General features: G+C 33.4%; 19 protein-coding genes. All 19 read left to right on the forward strand.

The window, feature by feature from the left end:
* Nucleotides 1-236: 236 nt before the first annotated feature.
* The 19 genes from KEM10_RS02330 to KEM10_RS02420 all read left to right on the forward strand — a co-directional run bounded on the left by KEM10_RS02330 (nucleotide 237) and on the right by KEM10_RS02420 (nucleotide 22,246).
* Nucleotides 237-2,648 carry an SLBB domain-containing protein gene (locus tag KEM10_RS02330; RefSeq protein ID WP_212212972.1) on the forward strand — a complete coding sequence of 804 codons (2,412 nt, stop codon included), beginning with the start codon at nucleotides 237-239 and terminating at the stop codon, nucleotides 2,646-2,648.
* Between the two features lie 273 nt (nucleotides 2,649-2,921).
* On the forward strand, nucleotides 2,922-4,028 hold the full coding sequence (locus KEM10_RS02335) for a Wzz/FepE/Etk N-terminal domain-containing protein (protein WP_212212974.1): 1,107 nt from the start codon (nucleotides 2,922-2,924) through the stop codon (nucleotides 4,026-4,028).
* A gap of 84 nt (nucleotides 4,029-4,112) precedes the next feature.
* Complete coding sequence (cysC, locus tag KEM10_RS02340) at nucleotides 4,113-4,727, forward strand: adenylyl-sulfate kinase (protein ID WP_212212976.1); 615 nt, start codon at nucleotides 4,113-4,115, stop codon at nucleotides 4,725-4,727.
* 48 nt (nucleotides 4,728-4,775) lie between these two features.
* Nucleotides 4,776-5,687: a sulfate adenylyltransferase subunit CysD gene (gene cysD / locus KEM10_RS02345; RefSeq protein ID WP_212212979.1), complete on the forward strand. Its 912-nt coding sequence runs from the start codon at nucleotides 4,776-4,778 to the stop codon at nucleotides 5,685-5,687.
* 72 nt (nucleotides 5,688-5,759) lie between these two features.
* Complete coding sequence (gene cysN, locus KEM10_RS02350) at nucleotides 5,760-7,679, forward strand: sulfate adenylyltransferase subunit CysN (protein WP_212212981.1); 1,920 nt, start codon at nucleotides 5,760-5,762, stop codon at nucleotides 7,677-7,679.
* 51 nt (nucleotides 7,680-7,730) lie between these two features.
* Entirely contained in the window at nucleotides 7,731-9,062 is a 1,332-nt protein-coding gene (locus KEM10_RS02355; protein ID WP_212212983.1) for an oligosaccharide flippase family protein, read from the forward strand.
* A gap of 16 nt (nucleotides 9,063-9,078) precedes the next feature.
* The gene (locus tag KEM10_RS02360) at nucleotides 9,079-9,846 is read left to right on the forward strand and encodes a sulfotransferase domain-containing protein (protein ID WP_212212985.1); all 768 of its coding nucleotides are present in this window, start codon (nucleotides 9,079-9,081) and stop codon (nucleotides 9,844-9,846) included.
* Nucleotides 9,843-10,553 (forward strand): CatB-related O-acetyltransferase, encoded by a 711-nt coding sequence (locus tag KEM10_RS02365; protein ID WP_212212988.1) that lies wholly within the window; start codon nucleotides 9,843-9,845, stop codon nucleotides 10,551-10,553. The genes KEM10_RS02360 and KEM10_RS02365 overlap by 4 nt, the downstream gene beginning before the upstream one ends.
* Nucleotides 10,534-11,328 carry a glycosyltransferase family 2 protein gene (locus KEM10_RS02370; RefSeq protein ID WP_212212991.1) on the forward strand — a complete coding sequence of 265 codons (795 nt, stop codon included), beginning with the start codon at nucleotides 10,534-10,536 and terminating at the stop codon, nucleotides 11,326-11,328. Before KEM10_RS02365 ends, KEM10_RS02370 begins: the two co-directional genes overlap by 20 nt.
* 69 nt (nucleotides 11,329-11,397) lie before the next feature.
* Nucleotides 11,398-12,249 carry an O-fucosyltransferase family protein gene (locus KEM10_RS02375; RefSeq protein WP_212212994.1) on the forward strand — a complete coding sequence of 284 codons (852 nt, stop codon included), beginning with the start codon at nucleotides 11,398-11,400 and terminating at the stop codon, nucleotides 12,247-12,249.
* Nucleotides 12,250-12,254: 5 nt separating this feature from the next.
* Entirely contained in the window at nucleotides 12,255-13,445 is a 1,191-nt protein-coding gene (locus KEM10_RS02380) for an O-antigen ligase family protein (protein ID WP_212212997.1), read from the forward strand.
* A 4-nt stretch (nucleotides 13,446-13,449) separates the two neighbouring features.
* Nucleotides 13,450-14,328 (forward strand): sugar transferase, encoded by an 879-nt coding sequence (locus KEM10_RS02385; RefSeq protein ID WP_212213000.1) that lies wholly within the window; start codon nucleotides 13,450-13,452, stop codon nucleotides 14,326-14,328.
* On the forward strand, nucleotides 14,322-15,431 hold the full coding sequence (locus tag KEM10_RS02390; RefSeq protein ID WP_212213003.1) for a glycosyltransferase family 4 protein: 1,110 nt from the start codon (nucleotides 14,322-14,324) through the stop codon (nucleotides 15,429-15,431). Before KEM10_RS02385 ends, KEM10_RS02390 begins: the two co-directional genes overlap by 7 nt.
* 2 nt (nucleotides 15,432-15,433) lie before the next feature.
* Nucleotides 15,434-16,147, forward strand: coding sequence for a WecB/TagA/CpsF family glycosyltransferase (locus tag KEM10_RS02395; protein WP_244825484.1), 714 nt, complete (start codon nucleotides 15,434-15,436; stop codon nucleotides 16,145-16,147).
* Nucleotide 16,148: 1 nt separating this feature from the next.
* Complete coding sequence (gmd, locus tag KEM10_RS02400) at nucleotides 16,149-17,312, forward strand: GDP-mannose 4,6-dehydratase (RefSeq protein WP_212213008.1); 1,164 nt, start codon at nucleotides 16,149-16,151, stop codon at nucleotides 17,310-17,312.
* Nucleotides 17,313-17,386: 74 nt separating this feature from the next.
* On the forward strand, nucleotides 17,387-18,502 hold the full coding sequence (locus KEM10_RS02405; protein ID WP_212213011.1) for a GDP-L-fucose synthase family protein: 1,116 nt from the start codon (nucleotides 17,387-17,389) through the stop codon (nucleotides 18,500-18,502).
* Between the two features lie 349 nt (nucleotides 18,503-18,851).
* Complete coding sequence (locus KEM10_RS02410) at nucleotides 18,852-20,219, forward strand: OmpA family protein (RefSeq protein WP_212213014.1); 1,368 nt, start codon at nucleotides 18,852-18,854, stop codon at nucleotides 20,217-20,219.
* Nucleotide 20,220: 1 nt separating this feature from the next.
* Nucleotides 20,221-21,516 (forward strand): OmpA family protein, encoded by a 1,296-nt coding sequence (locus KEM10_RS02415; RefSeq protein WP_212213017.1) that lies wholly within the window; start codon nucleotides 20,221-20,223, stop codon nucleotides 21,514-21,516.
* A 274-nt stretch (nucleotides 21,517-21,790) separates the two neighbouring features.
* Complete coding sequence (locus KEM10_RS02420) at nucleotides 21,791-22,246, forward strand: transposase (protein WP_212213020.1); 456 nt, start codon at nucleotides 21,791-21,793, stop codon at nucleotides 22,244-22,246.
* Nucleotides 22,247-22,326 lie beyond the last annotated feature (80 nt).

Here is a 22,326-nt window from a genome sequence, read left to right on the forward strand (position 1 = left end):
ATTACGTGATAATGTAAAAAAGGGTTAAACGTTCAAATTTTTAATCTAAAACAATACAAAATATAAATTTTAAGCATATTTTTGCGGCATTTACGCAGCGATATTTGTGTTTTCACGTATTATTTAGTCACATTTATGTGACTAAGGTGGCGAAGCTGTGTGAGAAAGCAAAAAAAATAGATCGAAAATCCATAGATTTAGAATAGATTCAAGCGTTTTTTGAAAACAAAATTCAAATGAAGTATTTTTTAATAGTATTTGTAACTGTAATATGTTCGTTAGGCAATGTTGTAAGAGCGCAACAAATTGATCCTTCAAGTGTAAATGTAAAAGAACTTTCTGATAGTCAAATCAATCAAATTGTAAATGAGATTGAGAAAAGAGGACTTTCTGATGAAGAAGCCATTGCAGTAGCAAGGATGAAGGGAGCATCTTCTGCTCAGATAAATGAAGTAATGCAGCGCATTCGACAAGCACGTAATGGAAGTGTAGGCATTGGTTCAACAAACGGGGGTGCTAACTATCAAACGATAAATGATGATAGTACGAAAGGTAACTCGTTATCTAAGAAACAATCATTTGAATTGAATGATGCGGATGAGACTTTTGGTTATAGTCTGTTTAATACAAAGAATTTAACCTTTGAACCATCTGTTAATATTCCTACTCCTAAGAACTATATATTAGGTATTGGGGATGAAGTGGTGATTACTGTTTGGGGTGCTTCGCAAGCTACTTATCAGTTGCAAGTTAGTAAAGAAGGAACTATTAATATACCGGATATTGGTCCTGTAAACGTATTTGGACAGACGTTTGAATCAGTTTCTAAAAAAATAGAAAAGCATTTAACTGGTATTTATCAGGGGATGAAAGGTCAAAATCCTAATACTTATGCCGAAGTCAGTTTGGGAGCATTACGCTCAATAAAAGTAAATGTTGTTGGGGAAGTGAATGTACCGGGTACTTATACGGTTCCTGCAACTGCCGCAGCCTACAATGTATTATATCTCTCAGGTGGCCCCAATAGAAATGGATCATTTCGCAGCATTCAGATCCTTCGTGATGGAAAAAGTATCGAAACAATTGATGTTTATGAGTTTCTTCTTAGAGGAGAAGTTATTGATAATCTTAACCTGAAGGAAAATGATATTATTTATGTGCCGAGTTACAGAAGTAAAGTTCATTTGTCCGGATCGTTTAAACGAAGCGGTTATTTCGAAACATTAGAAGAAACAACTATTGCGGATATAATTGAATTGGCTGGAGGATTTGAGAACAATGCCTTTCAAAAAAATCTAACAGTAATCAGAAAGACCGATAGCGAGTTAAAGTACAAGGATGTGGCCAAAGCTGATTTTGATAGCTTTATCCTGGAAAATGGAGATGAAATAATATCGGGTCAATTATTGAATAGATATGAGAATAGAGTTACCATATCAGGTGCAGTATTTCGCCCCGGTAGCTATGAATTATCTGAGGGTATGATGTTAACAGACCTGATCGATAAAGCGGAAGGTTTTATACCTGAAGTATATATGCAAAGAGGCATTATTACACGTCTAAATGAAGATGGATCATATCAAAATATCTCCTTTAGATTAAATGATGTTCTTGAAGGAAGTTGGAATACTCAGCTACAAAGAGAAGATGAAGTAACCATCAGAAGTGTTCAGGATATGAAAGAAGAGGAGCTTATTACTGTTAAAGGATTTGTGAATAATCCTGGTGAGCTGCCTTTTGCTTCTAATATGACATTAGCGGATGTAATTTTTATAACTGGTGGTTTTCAAAATGATGCAGATATTAATGAAATTGAAATATCCCGTCGTCTTTCTTTTGACGAGGGACAAGAATATACCAATCAATTGGGGCATATATTTACATTTAATGTAAGTAGAGATCTGCAACTTTCTGATGCGGATCAGGATTTTAAAATAGAACCCTATGATGTAATTAATGTAAGAAAAGCACCTGGTATTCGTGAAGGTGGTAGTGTTATCATTACAGGAGAGGTAATGCGAACAGGAACCTATAGTTTGGATAACAGAAAGGAACGAATCTCTGATTTGATTAACAGAAGTGGAGGATTAACACCTCTCGCTTATTCTAAAGGAGCTATGCTTCAACGTGAAGTTAAACTTACAGAGCAAGAAAGAGTTCAACGTCAATTGATGATTGAAAGAGATTCATTGTTAGGCCTAGAAATGGAACAGCATGAACAAGTGGGTATCAGACTGGATAAAATTTTAAATAATCCGGGTAGTTCAGATGACTTATTACTGGCAGCAGGTGATAAAATTTATATACCAAGAGAAATTAGAACAGTTAAGATTTCCGGTAACGTGATGAACCCTATCTCCATGACCTATAAAAATGGTAAAAGGGCTAAATTCTTTATAAAACAGGCTGGTGGATTTGATATCAGACCTAAAAGAAGTAGCGTCTATGTAGTAAGTGCCAATGGTATCTCAAAAACTACAAAAAACTATGTTTTATTCAAACGTTATCCTAAAGTTGAACCCGGCAGTGAGATAATGGTGCCACAGCGACCTGAATCAAATGTGGGCGTTGGGCAATGGGTAGCAATTGGTTCTGCTATTACCGGTTTGGCGATTAGTATTACCTCATTAGCTAATATTTTAAAATAAAATAGTGATAGGGAACGGTTCTTTATAAACTTAATGTAGATAAAGAACCGTTCCATAGATAAAATATAACAACCTCATCCCAACCCTCTCCTAAGAAGAGTAGAAGTCAAACTCAAGCAAGTATTGAGGATAGTTTGGACGAGGAATTAGTGATGAGAATGGCTTCCTCTCCTCAAGGAGAGGATCAGAGGAGAGGTTTTAATACTAAAAATGAGTACCAACATACCAAACTTCTACCTTCTGCCTCAATAACTAACAAACTAATATAAAACCATGGAACAAAAACATATATCCCCCGAAATAGAAGATGATGAAATTGACTTAATTGCCATTGCTAAGACTATATGGGATGGACGTAGAATCATTATTAAATCAGTTATAGTTTTTACTATTATAGGTTTGTTTGTTGCAATCTTCTCACCCAAAGAGTATGTTGCCAGTTGTATTTTTGTGCCTCAGGTATCTGATGCCAAAGCTTCAGGTGGTAGCTTAAGTGGCTTGGCTGCAATGGCCGGAATTAGCTTAGGAAGTGGCGGGCAAAGTGCAGAGATCTCTCCTGCTATCTATCCTCAAGTAATTGCAGGAACTTCTTTCTGTAAAGAACTAATGGCAACAAAAATAAAGGTTTCTGATATTGAACAAGAAGTATCTTTTTTTGAATATTTTAAAGAAATAAAATCACCTTCAGTTGTTAGTAGTATAAAGAAATATACCATAGGATTACCGGGAGTTATTAAAAATGCGATTTTACCTAAAAAAGAATCAGAATTAGGTGGTGAAATTGAGATAGGTGTCGAAACGTTAACAGAGGATGAATATAAAATCAAACAATTAATTGGGGATATTCTAAGTTTAGAGGTAGATGATAAAGTTGGATATGTAAGTATCTCTGCAAAAATGCCGGAAGCTTATTCAGCTGCCCAGGTAGCTAAAAGTGCCCAGGATTTATTGCAAAAGTATGTCACGGATTATAAAATCAGCAACGCTCAAAAAGATTTGAATTTTGTAGTAGAACGATTTGCTGAGAAGGAAAAAGAGTTTTATCTGGCTCAGGAAGAATTAGCTAAATATACCGATCAGAATAAAAATATTACTTCAGCATATATAAAAGCCCAGTATGAAAGGTTGTCTTCAGATTACCAATTGAAATTTAATATCTACAATGAATTAGCCAAGCAACTTGAGCAAGCAAAGATTAAGGTAACAGAAGATACTCCGACATTTAATACTATTCAGAAAGTGACAGTGCCGAATGAAAAGGCTGCACCAAAAAGAGGGTTGATAATGGTAGTTTTTGTTTTTCTTGGTGGAGCTAGTGGCATTGGAATTGTTTATGGAAAAACATTATTGGCAGAAGTTAAAACTAAATGGATAGAATAATCGATTTTTTGTTGAGTTGACTATTGGATAGTAATTATGTTAGTCTAGGTATTAATTATGGTAAAGAAGAATATACTTACAATTATGGATAACCACATATACACTACGTTTGATAAAATAAAAGACAGGCAAGCCAAAGAGATCTATCTAAAACAAAAGGGGAAAGTCATTTGGTTTACAGGTCTTTCTGGATCGGGTAAAACAACTTTAGCCAGCTTGTTGGAAGAACAATTATTTGAGCTAAATTATTTCTGTCAGATACTAGATGGAGATAATGTTCGATCAGGGATTAATAAAAATTTAATTTTTACTGAGGAAGATCGATTAGAAAATATCCGGAGAATAGCTGAAGTTTCCAAGTTATTTATGAATTGTGGTATTATTTTAATTTGTGCATTCATAAGTCCAACCAATAAAATGCGTTCATTAGCGCGTGAAATAATTGGTGATGAAGACTTTCTTGAAGTGTTTGTTAATACTCCATTGGAGGTTTGTGAACAAAGAGATCCTAAAGGGTTATATAAAAAGGCTCGTAAGGGTGAAATTAAGAATTTTACAGGGATCTCATCTCCATTTGAACAACCGGATAAACCTTTTATTACAGTTGATAATACAAATGCTAATATGGAAGAGACGGTTAGAGAAATGTTGAAGAAAATACTACCGGAAATCAAATTTGATCCGATTTCAATACTTTAAAGATTGATTTGTCAAAAAATTAGGTTACAACAGTATAAAAAAATAATAATGTCTGATAACTATTCATTATCCAATTTAAGGGAATTAGAAGCCGAGGCTATACACATTATTCGTGAAGTTGCCGCTGAATTCGAAAATCCTGTAATGCTTTATTCAATAGGAAAAGATTCTTCAGTGATGGCTCGGTTAGCAGAAAAAGCTTTCTTTCCTGGTAAAGTTCCTTTTCCACTGATGCACATTGACTCCAAATGGAAGTTTCAGGAAATGATTGATTTTCGTGATCAATATGCAAAAGATAATGGATGGGACTTAATAGTTCATTACAATAAGCAAGGATTTGAAAGTGGAGTTGGTCCTTTTACTCATGGCAGTAAAGTTCACACTGATGTAATGAAAACACAGGCTTTATTAGAGGGACTGGATAAATATAAATTTGATGCAGCTTTTGGAGGGGCGAGGCGTGATGAAGAAAAATCACGAGCTAAAGAACGAATTTTTTCATTTCGGGACAGGTTTCATCAATGGGATCCCAAAAATCAGAGACCTGAATTGTGGAATATATATAATGCAAAAGTACATAAAGGAGAGAGTATTCGTGTTTTTCCAATTAGTAACTGGACAGAATTGGATATCTGGCAATATATTCGTTTAGAAAATATTCCAATCGTTCCACTGTATTACGCAAAAGAACGGCCGGTAGTTGAAGTAGATGGAAACCTAATTATGGTGGATGACGAACGGATGCCTGAAGAGTTAAGAAATAAAGCTGAAATGCGAATGGTTCGGTTTAGAACTTTAGGTTGTTATCCATTAACCGGTGCGGTTGAATCTGAAGCAGATACTATTGAGAAGATTGTAGAAGAAATGATGACTGCTACTCAGTCGGAACGTACTACTCGCGTTATAGATTTTGATCAGGATGGGAGTATGGAACAAAAGAAGAGAGAAGGTTATTTTTAGTAGAAGGTAACGTTCTTAATTATATAGCGGATAGGTGCCTAATTTAACCATTTACAAGCATTAGTATAGAAAATGACAAATAATAAACTCGATATACAGGAGTTCTTAGATCAGGATCAAAAAAAAGATCTACTTCGATTATTAACAGCAGGATCCGTGGATGATGGAAAATCAACCCTGATTGGGCGTCTAATGTTCGATAGTAAGATGCTGTATGAAGATCAGCTGTCAGCCTTAGAGAGGGATAGTAAACGAATTGGCCATGCCGGGGAAGAAATAGATTATGCATTGCTTTTAGATGGACTAAAAGCAGAACGGGAACAGGGAATTACTATTGATGTTGCGTATCGCTATTTTGCAACAAATAAAAGGAAGTTCATTATCGCTGATACTCCGGGACACGAGCAATATACTCGTAATATGATTACGGGTGGATCAACGGCCAATTTAGCAATCATACTGGTTGATGCAACAAAAGGTGTAATAACGCAAACCCGTCGTCACACCTTTTTAGCCTCTTTGCTTGGAATTAAGCATATCGTTTTAGCCGTAAATAAAATGGATCTGGTTGATTTTGATCAGCAGGTTTTTGATAATATTTGCGCCGATTATACTCGATTTATCACTCAATTGGATATTCCGGATTTTCATGCAATACCTCTTTCAGCTTTAAAAGGGGATAATGTTGTTGATTTATCGGATAAAACACCTTGGTATCACGGGAAAAGTTTGCTTGAATTTCTGGAAACTGTTCATGTAGGTAGTGATCGAAATCTAAATGATTTTCGTTATCCAGTGCAAAATGTTTTACGCCCCGACAGATATTTTAGAGGATTTTCAGGAGTTGTTGTTTCAGGGGTTGTTGAAAAGGGAGATTCGGTTGTAGCATTGCCATCTGGTAAACAATCTCGTGTCAAATCTATACCTACTTACGATGGGGAATTGGAAAAGGCATTTGCACCACAGGCTATTACTATTGAGCTCGAAGATGAAATTGATATTTCACGTGGTGAGATGTTAGTTCACCCTGATAATGTGCCCAGAAAAGAGCGTCATTTTGAAGCGATGCTGGTTTGGATGGATGAAAAGAACATGGATCCTAATGCACAGTTTTTCCTAAAACAGACATCCAATACAGTAAGAGCCAGAATAGACCAGATTAGATATAAAACAGATGTTAATACTCTGGAGCATTCAGAAGTTGACCAACTTAAGTTAAATGAAATTGGTCGGACAGTAATTACGACTGCCAAACCTATTTTCTTTGATCCGTATAAGAAAAATAAAGCTACAGGCTCTTTTATACTTATCGACACAATGACAAATAATACGGTTGCTGTGGGTATGATAATAGATAAAATTGAGTCAGAATATCTACCTTCTAAAATAACATCAGAGGAAGAAGTAAAAATTGAAAAGGGAATTGGATTAGTACAGCAAAGCGAATATCAAAAAAGATATAATCAAAAGGGTGCTACTATTTGGATAACTGGTCTGCATGGTTCCGGTAAAAATAAGTTGGCTTTTAGTTTGGAAAAACAGCTCTTCCAATCTGGTGCAACTGTTGTTTTATTGGATGGAAGTACTCTTCGTTCCGGGTTAAATAGGGAACTTGATTTTTCCCCTTCTGACCGGGCTGAGCATTTACGGCGAGTTTCTCATATTGCTAAAATTTTAAATGATCAGGGAATTATTGTTATCTGTTCATTTATATCACATGATGAGGATATTCGTAGTCAATGTGCCCAAATTGTAGGAAAGGATCGCTTCCATTTGGTATATATGAATGCCGATATTGAATACTGTAGAACAAACCGTCCGGAATTATATAAATTAGGCGAAGACGGAAAAATATCACATATCCCCGGTTTTGATATTGAATATCAGATTCCTAATAATGCTAACCTTATTTTAAAGTCTTTCGATAAAGATCTTCATCCTAACATTGTATTAAACTATTTAGGAGAAAATGAAATCTATCCATTAAAATAATCCTAAGGTTTGGTTATTCTGAAGAAAAATTAAAACGGTAATAAATTAGACTTGGTAAATAAGATAATATATAAAATAAATGCCATTGGCAATAAGTTAGATATTCATACGCTAGAAGTAATAAAAAAATCTTCAGCTTCCATGCTTGTCAAGATTATAGGTATGTCAGCTACATTTGGCATTAGTATCATTCTTGGTCATAAAATTGGTCCTGAAGGTCTAGGGATTATTAATCTAGCTAATCGGATTGTGGCCATTGTAATTGTTCTGGCTATGATAGGTATGAATAATGTAATTTTAAAGGAAGTAGCAATAGCCTTTGAAAGAAAAGATTGGCATCATGTAGCCAATACAATTTATACAGCTTATTTAGTCAATATTCCCTTGGCTTTAGTTATTAGTATAATATTTATTATATTAACACCTTGGGTTAATAAAAATTTTTTCCAAGAGCCTTCTCTTGATATACCTTTGATTGTTGCTTTATCTGTAGTTGTACCTCAAGTTCTTTCACGAATTTTTGCCTCAGGAATTAACGGTTTCAGGAAGATATGGCAAAGTAGTGTGGTAAATGATACATTAAGTTCTGGGGTCGTGGTAATTGGCTTAGTAACACTTCTAGCATTAGAAATAGAGATAACAGTAGTCCGTGTTGCTATATTATTTGCTATTAGTCGTATTGTGGTAACTATTGCTGTTGGAAGCTACTGGAAGAAATTATTTAAATTTGAAGGAAAACGAATCCCTAGAATCCATCCGATGATAAAAGTTGCCATGCCATTACTAATTGTATCTGCTACAACTTTGATAGCAAGTAATGCTGATACTGTAATGCTTGGTTGGCTAAGTAATGCTCGTCAGGTAGGGTTTTATAGTGTAGCAGCAGGCTTGGGGCTTTTAACAAGTTTTTTTCATATTCTTACAGCTTCAACTCTCACTCCAAAAATTGCAGCATTAAATTCACAAGGGAAATTGCAGACTTTACAAACTATGGTTCAACAGGTGACTAAAGGATTGATAGTTATCGGAGGTGTAGGATTACTCATATTTTTTCTTGGAGGAGAATATATATTAAAATTATGGGGTGAAGAATTTAGTGCTGCCTATTGGCCTTTGGTTATTATTTCTATAGGCCAACTATTTAATATTGGAACCGGTGCAACAGGGATAATATTAATAATGACAGGTCACGAAAAAATTGTTGGTTATATTACATTAGTATCAGCAGTTACCAATCTAATGTTAAACTACTTTTTAATTCCTCTATATGGTGCGACAGGGGCTGCTATTGCAACAGCAGTTACTGTTATTTTAGAAAACATTATAAAAGTCATTATTGTTAAACAACAGGTGAATATCTATACAATTCCATATTTAAAATAATTAATTAACAAATAAGATGAAAATTATTCCGAATATAAAGCTCATAGTCAAACGAATACTTAATTACAAGGTGCCTGGTAAATACCTTACAATTAGACCGGATGATATTTATCTGGTTTCCTATCCTAAGTCGGGTAATACTTGGTTGCGGTTTCTATTTGGCAATCTACTATATAATGACGGAGTAAGCTTTCTGGATATTAATTCCAAAGTACCTGATATATATATGACATCTAAAAAAGAAATCGATGGATTATCGTCCCCACGAGTTATTAAGAGTCATGAGCCTTATGATGCAAGATTACCAAAAGTAGTATACATTTATCGTGATCCTAGGGATGTAGTTATCTCATATTATTATTGGTGTCAAAAGTTTTCTGTTATTAAAGAAGAGAGTTTTGATTCTTTTTTTCAATCTTTTATAAAAGGAGATGTCCCATTTGGGCTTTGGTCGGATCATGTTAATGGTTGGTTAAGTGCTGCAAAAAAATTTCCCGAAAAAATTCTGACAATTACTTATGAAGAATTAAAGGAGGATACTTATGAAGGCTTCAAGAAAATCCTGGATTTCTGCAATTTTGATTATAACGAGAAAGATATTATGAATGCTGTTAATGCATCAAGTTTTGCTGAAATGAAGAAAAATGAGAAGGAAACGGAAGCAAATTCTTTTTTTAATTCAACGAATAAAAATATTTCTTTTGTGAGATCTGGAAAGAGTGAGTGGAAAAGTAAACTCACAGAAACTCAATTGAGGATTATAAATGATAAGTTTAATTTATGATTAGAGGATTATTTATTTTGTTCTTAAAAAATCCAATTTTAATATGGTGTAGAAGTTTCTACAATGGATGCAAGTTATTATGGCGCCATAGATATAAGAATTTAAAAATTCATTACAATGTCCATATAGGTGGAACAATATTAGGTATGTATAATACCTTCTATGATAATGTTGAAGTGCGTAATTGCAGTGTTGGAAGTCATGTATATGTTTCTCAAAATACAATTATATCAAATGCCACCATTGGTAGTTTTTGCTCTATAGGTGCCAATTGCAAAATCGGTTTAGGAAAACATCCGATAAATTATTTATCAACTTATCCTGCCTTCTATTCAAATCGTAAACAATCTCAGATAAGCTTTGTAAAAGAAAATCATTTTGAAGAGATAGGAAGAGTCGTCATCGGAAATGATGTATGGATTGGAAGCAATGTTACTATTTTAGACGACGTAACTATTGGGAATGGTGCCATAATTGCAGCTGGTGCTGTTGTTAATAAAGATGTATCTCCCTATTCGATTGTTGGGGGAATACCTGCGCGTCATATAAAATTTCGATTTTCAATTGAGGTTATTGAAAAGCTAAAACAATTTAAATGGTGGGAAAAAGAAGAGAAATGGCTTCTTGAAAATCTAAACTTCTTTACCTCTGAGAAAGGGGTTGATGAATATCTTAAAAAGAATTTCGATGAAACGAATATTATCTGATTCTCCGAAAGTATCTATAATTACAGTGGTTTACAATGACTCTGAGAGAGTTTTGACTACTTTAAAGAGTGTATCAAAGCAGACTTATCCTTATATAGAATATATTGTAATTGATGGAAATAGTAATGATAATACATTAGAAGTAATAAAAGAATCTAATGTTAAGATTGATATTTTGATTAGTGAACCCGATAAAGGTATTTATGATGCGATGAATAAGGGCTGTAAATATACATCTGGTGAGTTCATAATGTTTCTTAATGCTGGAGATACCTTATTTTCGAATGACACTATTAAAGAAATACTCGATTTTGATAAAAGTAAAGATTGTGATGTAATTTATGGTAAATACATGAATGACTATGTAACCTTCAAAAAAGAGATAAATCCAATGCCTATTGGCAAGATGTATAAAACTATGCCATTTTGTCACCAAGCAACTCTTACTAAGCGAGAATGGTTAATAAAATATCCCTTTAACCTTAAATATAGGCTTATTGCTGATTATGATTTCTTTAGAAAGATTTATAAAAATGGAGCCCATTATTTATTTCGCCCTATTGTTATTTCTAATTATTTATGTACAGGGGGGGCTTCTGCAGATAACTTGTTAAAAGTTTATAAAGAGAATTTCTATATAACAAAAGATATCAATGTGATTTTAAGATCTTATTGGTTAATAAAGAAAGTGTTTAACTACTATCTCTCGTTATTTACAAAATTTATTCTTCCAGAATCGACCGTTAATTGGATTAAGAAATTAAAATCCAAATAATAAATAGCGAGTAGTATCTTCAATTATTTTATATAATTTATTAACGAGATTAGACACAATTAATTAGAAATGAAAATAATCTATCTTGTTCCTTTTGGTGGTTTAGCTAACCGTTTACGGGTAATTGCATCCGCAATTGAGTTTTCAAAAGAATACAATTTTAAATTGAAAGTATTTTGGATAAATAGACCCGAACTTAATAGTAGTTATGATGATTTACTTTGCAGTATTCCGAATGTAGAGATTATATCAAAAAAGAATAATATCTTATGGAGAGCGCTGATACATATATCGTCTCATTATACAATATATTCATGGTTAAAAAAGACATTGTTATTAACTGACTATATGCTTAAGTCTAAATTTGAGAAAGGCTACTTTGATATAGAATCAGAAAAATTCTGTAATTATTTGATGAAATCACATAAATCTAAAAACTGGTTAATAACTTGTAGAAAATTTTATAATTATTCAAATAAAACACTTAATCTTTTCGTTCCTCAAATTAAAGTTCAAGACAAAGTAGATAAGTTTATTAAAGAGAACATTGGGGGGAAATTTATTGCTGTACATATTCGTAGAACAGATAATAGTATCTCTATTGAAAATTCACCACTCCATTTATTTGAAGCTGTAATTGAAAAAGCTATTCTTAAAAACACAAAAATTTTAGTTTGCACAGATAGTTCATCAACCAAACAATATCTTAAAGAAAAATATTCTAGTAGTTTGGTTATACCTGAGTCAAATTTATCTCGTAATTCTAAAGAAGGAATTACAGATGCTTTTGTAGAATTTATTTTACTAAGTAATTCCCTTAAGATATATGCTTCACAAGGTTCTACTTTTTCGCTTTTAGCATCGGAGTTTAAAAGTATTGATCTTGAGATTGTATCAAAAACTGCAGAAATTAGTTCCTAATTATAATGATTTTAATCTTAAGAATCCTAGCAGATATACTTTGGTTTATAAAACCTGTTAATATATCTGTCAATATTATATTATTAATACCATTTTTAAGGCAAATAAAAAGAGGAAAAATTAGGAAAAGTCTGCTGGGACAGATTCTGAAGTATATGGTGTTGATTTTCTTGTTGCTATTTATTGTCTCATATTGTAGAGATATAAGTACTGGGTCAACAAAATTAATTTTTAAAATCGCCTTCTCATTCATAATGTTTTATTATGGAACTCAATATAAAGGTGATTTAGAAATTTTTTTAAAAAAAATATGTAATTTTTCTATTATAGGTTTAATCACATTCTTCTTTCTTTCGTTTATTCCTGCTTCATATCAGAATTGGGGTGATAAAAATACATTTGTTGGATTATACTATTTTAAAACGGATATGGCTCTTTCTATTGTAATATTTCTTTCATTTGCTATAATCGATAATATCAAGAAGATGTATTTGTTTTTGTTGACCATAATCTCTTTATACCTTATAATTATTACTAATGCTAGAATTCATTTGCTTTCATTCTTTTTTTTAATTTGTTTAAGAGTTATTCCAAATTCTATCTTCAATAATCTTAGAAGAAAATTATTGTATGTAGTACCAATTTTTATATTCATTTCATTGCTTTTCTTAAAATTATATTTTGAGCATATAGCTTCTGCTGATACACTGAAGGTTAGTTTTAGTGAAGAAGAACTTTTTTCAGGGGAAAATACTCAAGGTAGAAATGTAATTTGGTTATCAGTGTTAGATGGATTTTTTAAAGAGAATGGAATAAACAAAATTGTTGGAACTCATTTATTACAGGATGAAGAATATGTATATAAATATAGTAAGTTAAGTCATAATGCCCATAATGGATATTTGTTTGTTCTTGTCTCAACTGGAGTTATTGGATTACTTTTATTCTTGATAATTATTTTTATAATTTTTGATAGGCTAATTAACCTTGGACAAATGATGTTTGATTTTAATTTACTAAGGAAAAATGAATTTTCTTATAAAATTCTATTCATAACAATTGTCCATTTGTTTGTATTTGTAATTACTAATTTGACAAATAATTCAATACTATTTCAGCAACAGACGTGGTTTTTTATGTTCTTTGCAGGAATCCTTTATAATAAAAAAGTAATTAACCAAATAATTAATTTATAGTTTAATGCTTGCTCCTATTTGCCTGTTTACCTATAATCGACCCGAAGAGGTTAAACAAACTATTTGTGCCTTAAAAAATAATTTTCTATCCAAAAAATCGAAGCTTTATATTTTTTCAGACGGATATAAAGGAGAAAGCGATATTAATCAAGTAAAAGAGGTAAGAAATTTATTAAAAAATATTGATGGTTTTGCTGAAGTAGTGGTTTATGAAAGTGATATTAATAAAGGGTTAGCAGAATCTGTAATTTCTGGTGTATCAATGGTATTAAAAGAAAACGATTCAGCAATTGTTTTGGAAGATGATTTATTAACTTCACGGAATTTTTTAACTTTCATGAATCAGGCTATTGAATTTTATGTGAATTCTAATAATATTTTTTCCATTTCAGGTTATACGCTAGATCTGCCCGGTTTAAAGACGTACGAAAGGGATTACTATTTTGGATATAGGGCGTCATCATGGGGATGGGCAACTTGGAAAGATAGATGGAATAAAATAGATTGGGATGTAAAAGATTATAATATTATATTACGCAGTCCATTGAAGCAAATTAAATTTATGAAGGGGGGGTCGGACCTCCCATACATGTTATGGAAACAGATGAACGGAAAAATTGATTCATGGGCAATTAGATGGTGTTTTAATCAATTTCAATCTAAAACGTATACAGTTTTCCCTAAGAAATCGAAAATTGAGAGTATTGGGTTTGGAGCTTCAGCGACCCATACTAAAAAGACAACTCGCTTTAATACATTACTTGATGACGGTGACCAACAAGAGTTTGAATTTGAGGAATTTGATGGAGTTGATAAGAATTTAGCTAAACAATTTCGAAATAAATTTTCGATAAAAAACAGGCTATTAGGAAAGATATGGTAGCGAAAGAAAAAGTCCTATTTCTCCTCCACCTCCCACCTCCTGTTCATGGTTCTTCGCTGGTAGGTCAATATATCAAAGGGAGTGATCTTATAAACAATAAGTTTTCAACACGATATATTAATTTACTGGCATCAAAAAGAGTAGATGATTCAGGAAAAGTCAGTTTAAGTAAACTATTAGGGATGATTGTAACTATTATTAATCTATTAAGAGAGTTAATATTACATCGCCCTCAATTGTGTTATTTAGCATTAACTTCGACAGGAGCCGCATTCTATCGTGATGTACTATTGATTAGTTTACTTAAATTATTCGGTGTAAAACGTATTTACCATATGCACAATAAGGGAATACGTAGAAATGAAGATTATCCTTTTCATAGTTTCTTTTACCGATTTGTTTTTAATGGAAGTAATGTAATTCTTCTAGCAAAAAAACTGTATAAAGATGTTCAGACTTTTGTACCTGAGAAAAATGTAGATATTCTTCCCAATGGTATTCCTCAGAAACCATTTAAAGTAGAAGAGATAAAAGACAAGGAAATAATTAATATATTGTTTCTATCCAATTTAATTGAGTCAAAAGGGGTATATGTGCTGCTTAGAGCGATGGCTATTCTTAAAAGAAAGGGGATTGTTTTTAAAGGAACATTTATCGGTGGTGAAGGAGATATTTCTAGTGATCAATTAACACAGAAAGTCAATCAGTTTGAATTACAGAATCAGGTGGAATATCTTGGAAAGAGATATGGTGCAGATAAAGAATTAGCATTTTGTATAGCAGATATCTTTGCATTTCCAACATTCTATGCAAATGAATGTTTTCCATTAGTTTTGTTGGAAGCTATGCAACATTCTTTACCTGTTATTTCAACAAATGAAGGAGGAATACCTGATATTATAGAAGAAAGTATAACAGGGTTTATTGTTACTAAAAATGATTCACTGGCTTTAGCTAATAAATTGGAAGTACTAATAACAAATCCTGAATTAAGAAAGAGTATGGGAAAAAAAGGTTATGAAAAATTTCATACTCATTATACTATTGATCAATTTGAAAATCGTCTTTGTGAAATTTTAGAAATAGTACTGCAAAAAGATTAATAATGTTAAAGTCATTTGATGTATTTAACGGTTTACTTGTTAGTTTGAGTTCGAAGAAAATGTTGATATCAACAATAAATGCACATTCTTATAATGTTAGTAAGAAAGATGATGTATTTCGCCAAGCGTTGCAAAAGAGTCAGGTGTTAATACCTGATGGGGTCAGTGTTGTTTGGGCTTTTAAATGGTTAAAAGGACAGAAATTAACTAAAATTGCCGGAGCTGATTTGTTTTATTATGAAATGAAGCGATTACAGGAAAAGGGCGGCAAATGCTTTTTCTTAGGGAGTACAGTTGAAACATTGGATAAGATAAAGAAAAGAGCTTCTATTGAATTTCCAAATATTAGTATTGAAACATATTCACCTCCATATAAGCCTGAATTTACAAAGGAAGATAATGGTGTCATGGTGGAAAAAATAAATTCCTTTCAACCGGATGTACTTTTTATTGGTTTAACTGCCCCGAAACAAGAAAAATGGGCTTATAAACATTATGATGATTTAGATGTAGGGCATATTGGATGTATAGGTGCAGTGTTTGATTTTTATGCAGGAACGATCAAAAGAGCTCCAAACTGGATGATAAATCTAGGATTAGAATGGTTTTACCGTTTGATTAAAGAACCCAAACGAATGTGGAAGAGATATATAATTGGGAATATGATTTTTATTTTTACTATAATAATTGAAAAATATTTTAGAACTTTAGAATAAAATGGCAAATCAAAAAGTTGCATTTATAACAGGTATTACAGGTCAGGATGGTGCATATCTGACTGAGTTTTTATTAAAAAAAGGATATATTGTACATGGTTTAAAGCGTCGTTCTTCGATGTTTAATACTGATAGGATTGATCATTTATACCAGGATCCTCATGTGGAGAATCGCAATCTGGTTCTTCATTATGGTGATTTAACAGATTCAATGAACCTGACTCGGATCATTCAGGAGGTTCAACCAGATGAGATTTATAATCTGGCGGCTATGAGTCATGTTAAAGTAAGCTTTGATACTCCTGAATATACAGCTAATGCGGATGGTATTGGTACTTTGCGTATTTTAGAGGCAGTACGTTTGTTAGGCCTAACTGAAAAAACTCGTATTTATCAGGCTTCAACTTCTGAGTTATATGGTTTAGTACAAGCGGTACCTCAGTCTGAGACAACACCGTTTTACCCACGTTCGCCATATGCTGTGGCTAAAATGTATGCATACTGGATTACAGTAAATTACCGTGAAGCATATAATATGCATGCATCAAACGGTATCTTATTTAATCATGAAAGTCCGGTGCGAGGAGAGACTTTTGTTACCCGTAAGGTAACACGGGCTATGAGTCGTATTGCTTTAAGCATGCAGGAAAAAGTTTATATGGGTAACCTATCAAGTAAACGTGACTGGGGACATGCAAAAGATTATATCAAGGCTATGCACTTAATCTTGCAGCAAGATCAGCCGGATGATTATGTAATTGCAACAGGTATTACAACCACTATTCGTGATTTTATCAAAATGGCAGGAGCAGAAGCAGGATTGGAGATCATCTTTAAAGGTGAAGATGCTGATGAAAAAGGATATATTGCATCTGTTGATGAAAATATTTTCTGTGAAAAAGTAGGTGAACAATACCTGGCTAATATCAAAGAAAAAATTGCTTCACAGTCTGAAATAGTTGAAGTAGATCCTCAATATTTCCGTCCGACAGAAGTGGATTTGTTAATTGGAGATCCAACAAAATCTAAAACAGTTCTTGGATGGGAGCCTGAATATGATCTTAAAGGCTTAGTTGAAGATATGATGCAGTCGGATATTAAACTAATGCAAAAAGATGCCTATCTTAAAGCCGGAGGATATCAGACTTTAAATTATTTCGAGTAAGGAAAGAGTGTTAGTACAATAATTAATAGGTAAAGCAGATCGTATTATGGTCTGCTTTTTTAGTTATGGAAAAAATGAATAAAGATTCAAAAATATATATTGCAGGTCATCGTGGTTTGGTAGGGTCTGCCATCTTAAAGAATTTAATAGAACAAGGTTATACTAATCTGATATTTCGTACTCACCGAGAACTGGATTTAACTGATCAAAAATCTGTAGCAGACTTTTTTGAAATAGAAAAACCTGAGTATGTTATTCTTGCTGCAGCAAAAGTTGGAGGTATTGTAGCCAATAATACTTATAGAGGTGATTTTATTTATGCAAATATGCAGATTCAGAATAATGTGATTCATCAATCGTATTTGCATGGTGTAAAGAAACTCTTATTTCTCGGTTCTACCTGCATTTACCCAAAGAATGCACCGCAGCCTATGCCGGAAGATTGTCTGCTTACCGATACATTGGAATATACCAATGAGCCATATGCTATTGCAAAAATAGCCGGATTAAAGATGTGTGAAAGTTATAATCTTCAATACGGGACTAATTTTATATCTGTAATGCCAACAAATCTGTATGGTCCAAATGATAATTTTAACCTAGAGACTTCACATGTATTACCGGCAATGGTGCGTAAAATTCATTTGTCAAATTGCCTTGAGGAAAGCAATTGGGATGCTATCAGAGCTGATTTAAATGCTCGCCCTATAGAAGATGTCGATGGTAATGTTTCAGAAAATGAGATGATTGGTATTTTAAATAAATATGGGATTTCTAATAATGAGCAAACAGGAGAAGTAAGTCTGGCATTATGGGGTAGTGGGAAACCGATGCGTGAATTTCTATGGAGTGAAGACATGGCTGATGCATGTATTTTCATCATGGAGAATCGTGATTTTAGTGATGTGATTGAGCAAAGTTTTTCCAAAGAAAGAGCTAATGAAATTAGAAATACACATATTAATATTGGTACTGGTAAGGAACTAAAGATTAGTGGATTGGCAAAAATTATTAAAGAAACAATTGGATTTAGTGGCAATATTTGTTTTGATTCTTCTAAACCGGATGGTACCATGCGTAAATTGACTGATCCATCTAAACTTCATAATCTGGGTTGGAAACATAAAGTTGATTTGGAAGAAGGAATTAGATTGATGTATCAATATTATTTAGAATCAATTACAAAATAGTTTATTATTCTAATGCTTATCAAGCCCATTCACCCCGAAGGGGCTTTTTTTTGCCTGAACCTCTGATTTCTTCGGTATCCAGGAGAGTATTCTTCGATTTGTCTTCGGACCTCCTTCGAATCTTCTTCGGTGTTTGTTCGTAGATTGTTCGATCATCTTTCGATCAATAGGATGCGAAGAACTAACGAAGCAATATCGATTAAGAAACGATTAGGGTAACAAAGCTTCAATTGAAAATGAATTAATGTTAGTGTAATTTTTCACCACTTTAGTAAAAATTCTAATTAAGAATGGTTTTATGACGTGAGTAAAAGCTTTAGCTTTACTTGTTAGTGCTAAATAATTGCATATGAACCGTTTTTCAACCCTTATTTGTATATGGTTACTGAGTTCACTCAGCTTCTCATCTATTGCACAGATTGATTTTGCCAACCTCGATGAAGAACAGATATACCGTAAAGAAAATAAATATAATACCTGGGCGGTGACGCTTGGGTATGGTCCGGTAATTTACTATGTTGATGTAATTGATTATACCGTATTTCCTAAGAATGACTGGAAAATGGGCCCAACCATAATGCTGAGTAAGCAGTTTAATCGCCCATGGGGATTAGATGCTCAGTTTATGATGGCGGATATGTATGGCCAAAAGAACACTCGCTATTTCAAGGGTGACTTACTTGATTTTTCTTTAAATCTAACTTTCTCAATCAATCAGTTTGCCATATTTGGACCAATAAATGACAAGTGGAATATTTATGGAAAGGTTGGATTTGGTTTAACCTATTTCAGAAGTAAACAATATCGCCTAACCAATGGCTCTTATACCAATCCGGATGGAACTGTTGAGCAGTTAATACCAGGTCAGGTGTTAAGGGTAAAACATGTATATGACTATAATCTGGGCTACCCAGATGCTTATGGTTGGGATCGGGAAGACTATCTTGCTATTGGCTATGCGCGTAATGGGGAGGGAGCGCCTGATAAAGAGATAGATCGGCACAATGAAATTGTCATTCCCTTTGGATTAGGTGTTAAGTATCGCATCAATAAAAGTTTTGATATTGGGGCAGAAGTTCTGATGAGAAGTATGTCAGCTGATAATTTGGATGTTAATTTAAGTGGAGCCGATAATGACAGTTACATGTACACGTCAGTTAACTTAACTTACAAAATAGGAAAGAAAAATAAGCGACATGCAGCCTGGACATACAAAGACTTCAATATGGAGTATAAACGATTACGCCAGAATGATCCTTTGGCTGTGCGTTTAGATTCTATAAGGTCTGAAATCGAATATCTGGCGGCTCAGGATTCTTTGGCCTCTGATACAACAACTATCTACACAGAGTCAATTATCTATCAGGAAGGTATTTCAGAATCGGTATTTTTTGATTTTGATAAGTCAGATATTGATAGGAGGTCAGAACGAACCCTGGCTAAATTGGCAAGGGTAATGAAGGCTAATGAAGAAATCAGAATTCGTATTGTTGGGTATTGCGATGAACGTGGTTCGGAAGAATATAACCTTGCATTAAGTAAGCGCCGTTGTAACTCAGTCTTGAATACATTGGTAAATCAATTTAAGTTACCGGCAGAGCGCTTCCAGATTGATCCAAGAGGTGAAAGTGAAATGTTATCAGATACAAAACAATTGCAGCCTTATGGCTTGCATTTGGTCAATCGCAGGGTAGATATGTTTGTAATTGTTGAATAATATGAGCCGTAGTTACATTAAAATATTGTTGGCGGCTGTGTTATTTGTTTTCGGACATTGGGCTAATGGTCAGTACTCAACCGATAATCGGGTGATATTTGAACATATGCGCTACAGCGCTGAAAAGCCATTTAATACATGGTCGGTTTCTTTAGGTTACGGACCTTTAATCATGTATAACGATTTGGCCAATTATAAAGTATTTCCAATGCATTGGAAATTTGGGCCTAATATTACAGTGGCTAAGCAGTTAGTGCCGGCCTGGGCTTTTGACCTGCAGTTTCTTTCTGGTGATTTTGTTGCTGGTGGAAGCACGTTCTACAGTGAAGGAAATATCATGGAATTTTCCTTAAATAGTCAAACCTATATTAACCAATTACTACTATTACCGGGACCACTCAATGATAAATGGAACTTTTATTTTAAATTGGGATTTGGATTAACAGCCTTCAGAACTAGAGTAAGATATAACGATACAGATGAGTTTGTTCATTTTGGAGATTTTGGTGAGGCAAATGAGGAGGATGGTTATATTGTTTTAGGGTACGATAAGGATGATCCAACAAAGAAGATTGCACGTGCAAAGGAGTTTGTTGTCCCCATTGGAGCAGGGGTTCAATATCGTTTAAATCGCAGTTTTGATTTGGCTTTTGAGACTTCGATGCGATTATCATTGGAGGATAAACTGGATAATATTTTAGTGGGTGCTCAAAATGACAAATATTGGAGTACCAGTATCAGCATCTGTTATAAGATTGGAAAGAAGGATAAGAGGCATAGCCGATGGACCTATAGGGGATATGGATTTAATGTATTTGGAGCACCTAAAAACGATCCTCTGCAAAATGAGATAAGAGTACTGGAAGAAGATTTTAAAAAGTATCAGGAAGGCAGAGTGGTCAAGAAAGATTCAATTACAGTTATTCATAGTGCACAAAAGGTATATGGAACAGCTAATCTGGTAACTGTGTTTTTTGAATTGGAAAAGTACAATGAAGTGGATAACGAGTCATTGGTTGAGTTGGCAACACTGGCTTTGAATATGACAAAGAACAAATCGTGGAAAGCTGATATTTATGGTTATTCCGATGAGTATGATAAATCAGAAAATAATATTGAGATTAGCCGTAAACGCTGTGAAAGGATATTACAGTTTTTTGTCCGTGATTTAGGACTTGAAAGAGAACGTTTTGTTATTCATCCTTTAGGAGAAGAAGATATTTTACCCCAGGATATTACATCAAAGAAAGCTCGCTTAAGTATTAATCGAAGAGTTGATGTAGTGTTGAAAAAGTAATTCCGGATTAACTTTTTGCCATCGGGCTGTTTTGAACTGGGCTTTAAGCCCGACTTGTAGCTTATATAACGGCTAATCTTTGAGAAGGAAGATTGCATTACTGAAAAAAGTATGGAGGGTGTTAATAAATGGAGCCGATAAGTTTAGATTGAAAATTGTACTAAACTATACTCGCCACGCAGTGGCAGCTTAACTTAACCCAAAGGCAGCGCCTTGGGGTAAGTAAACATTACAAAAATCATTTCGTCCTGAAAGGACAGCTAAAGAATTAAAATTGTCTCAATCGTTATCAAAACTATTCATTCATATTGTCTTTCATATTAAATATGATAGTCCAATTATTCTAAGTGAGAATAAGAAAGAACTTTTTGCTTATATTGGATCTATAATAAAAGACAATGATTCATTTCCAATTATAATTAATGGGATGGAAGATCATTTGCACATTCTATGTATTATGTCGAAAAATATTGCACTAGCAAAGCTTCTTGAGGAAATCAAAAGACATAGCAGTAGGCATGTTAAAACATTTGGGCTACATTATAGAAATTTTGCATGGCAAGGTGGATATGGAGCTTTTTCAGTAAGTCCATCATTACTTGATAAGACCAAGAACTATATACAAAAACAGGAAGAACACCATAAGAAGTATAGTTTTAAGGATGAATATTTGTTATTTCTTAATGAATATGGAATTGTATATGATGATAGATATTTATGGACTGATTGATAATAAACTGTCCTTACAGGACGCCACTCAATAGACTTATTATCTACCAGAGGCGTTGCCATTGGGTTTAATTTAATTGG

The sequence above is a fragment of the Carboxylicivirga linearis genome (genome assembly GCF_018271995.1).
Classification (GTDB): Bacteria; Bacteroidota; Bacteroidia; order Bacteroidales; family Marinilabiliaceae; genus Carboxylicivirga; species Carboxylicivirga linearis.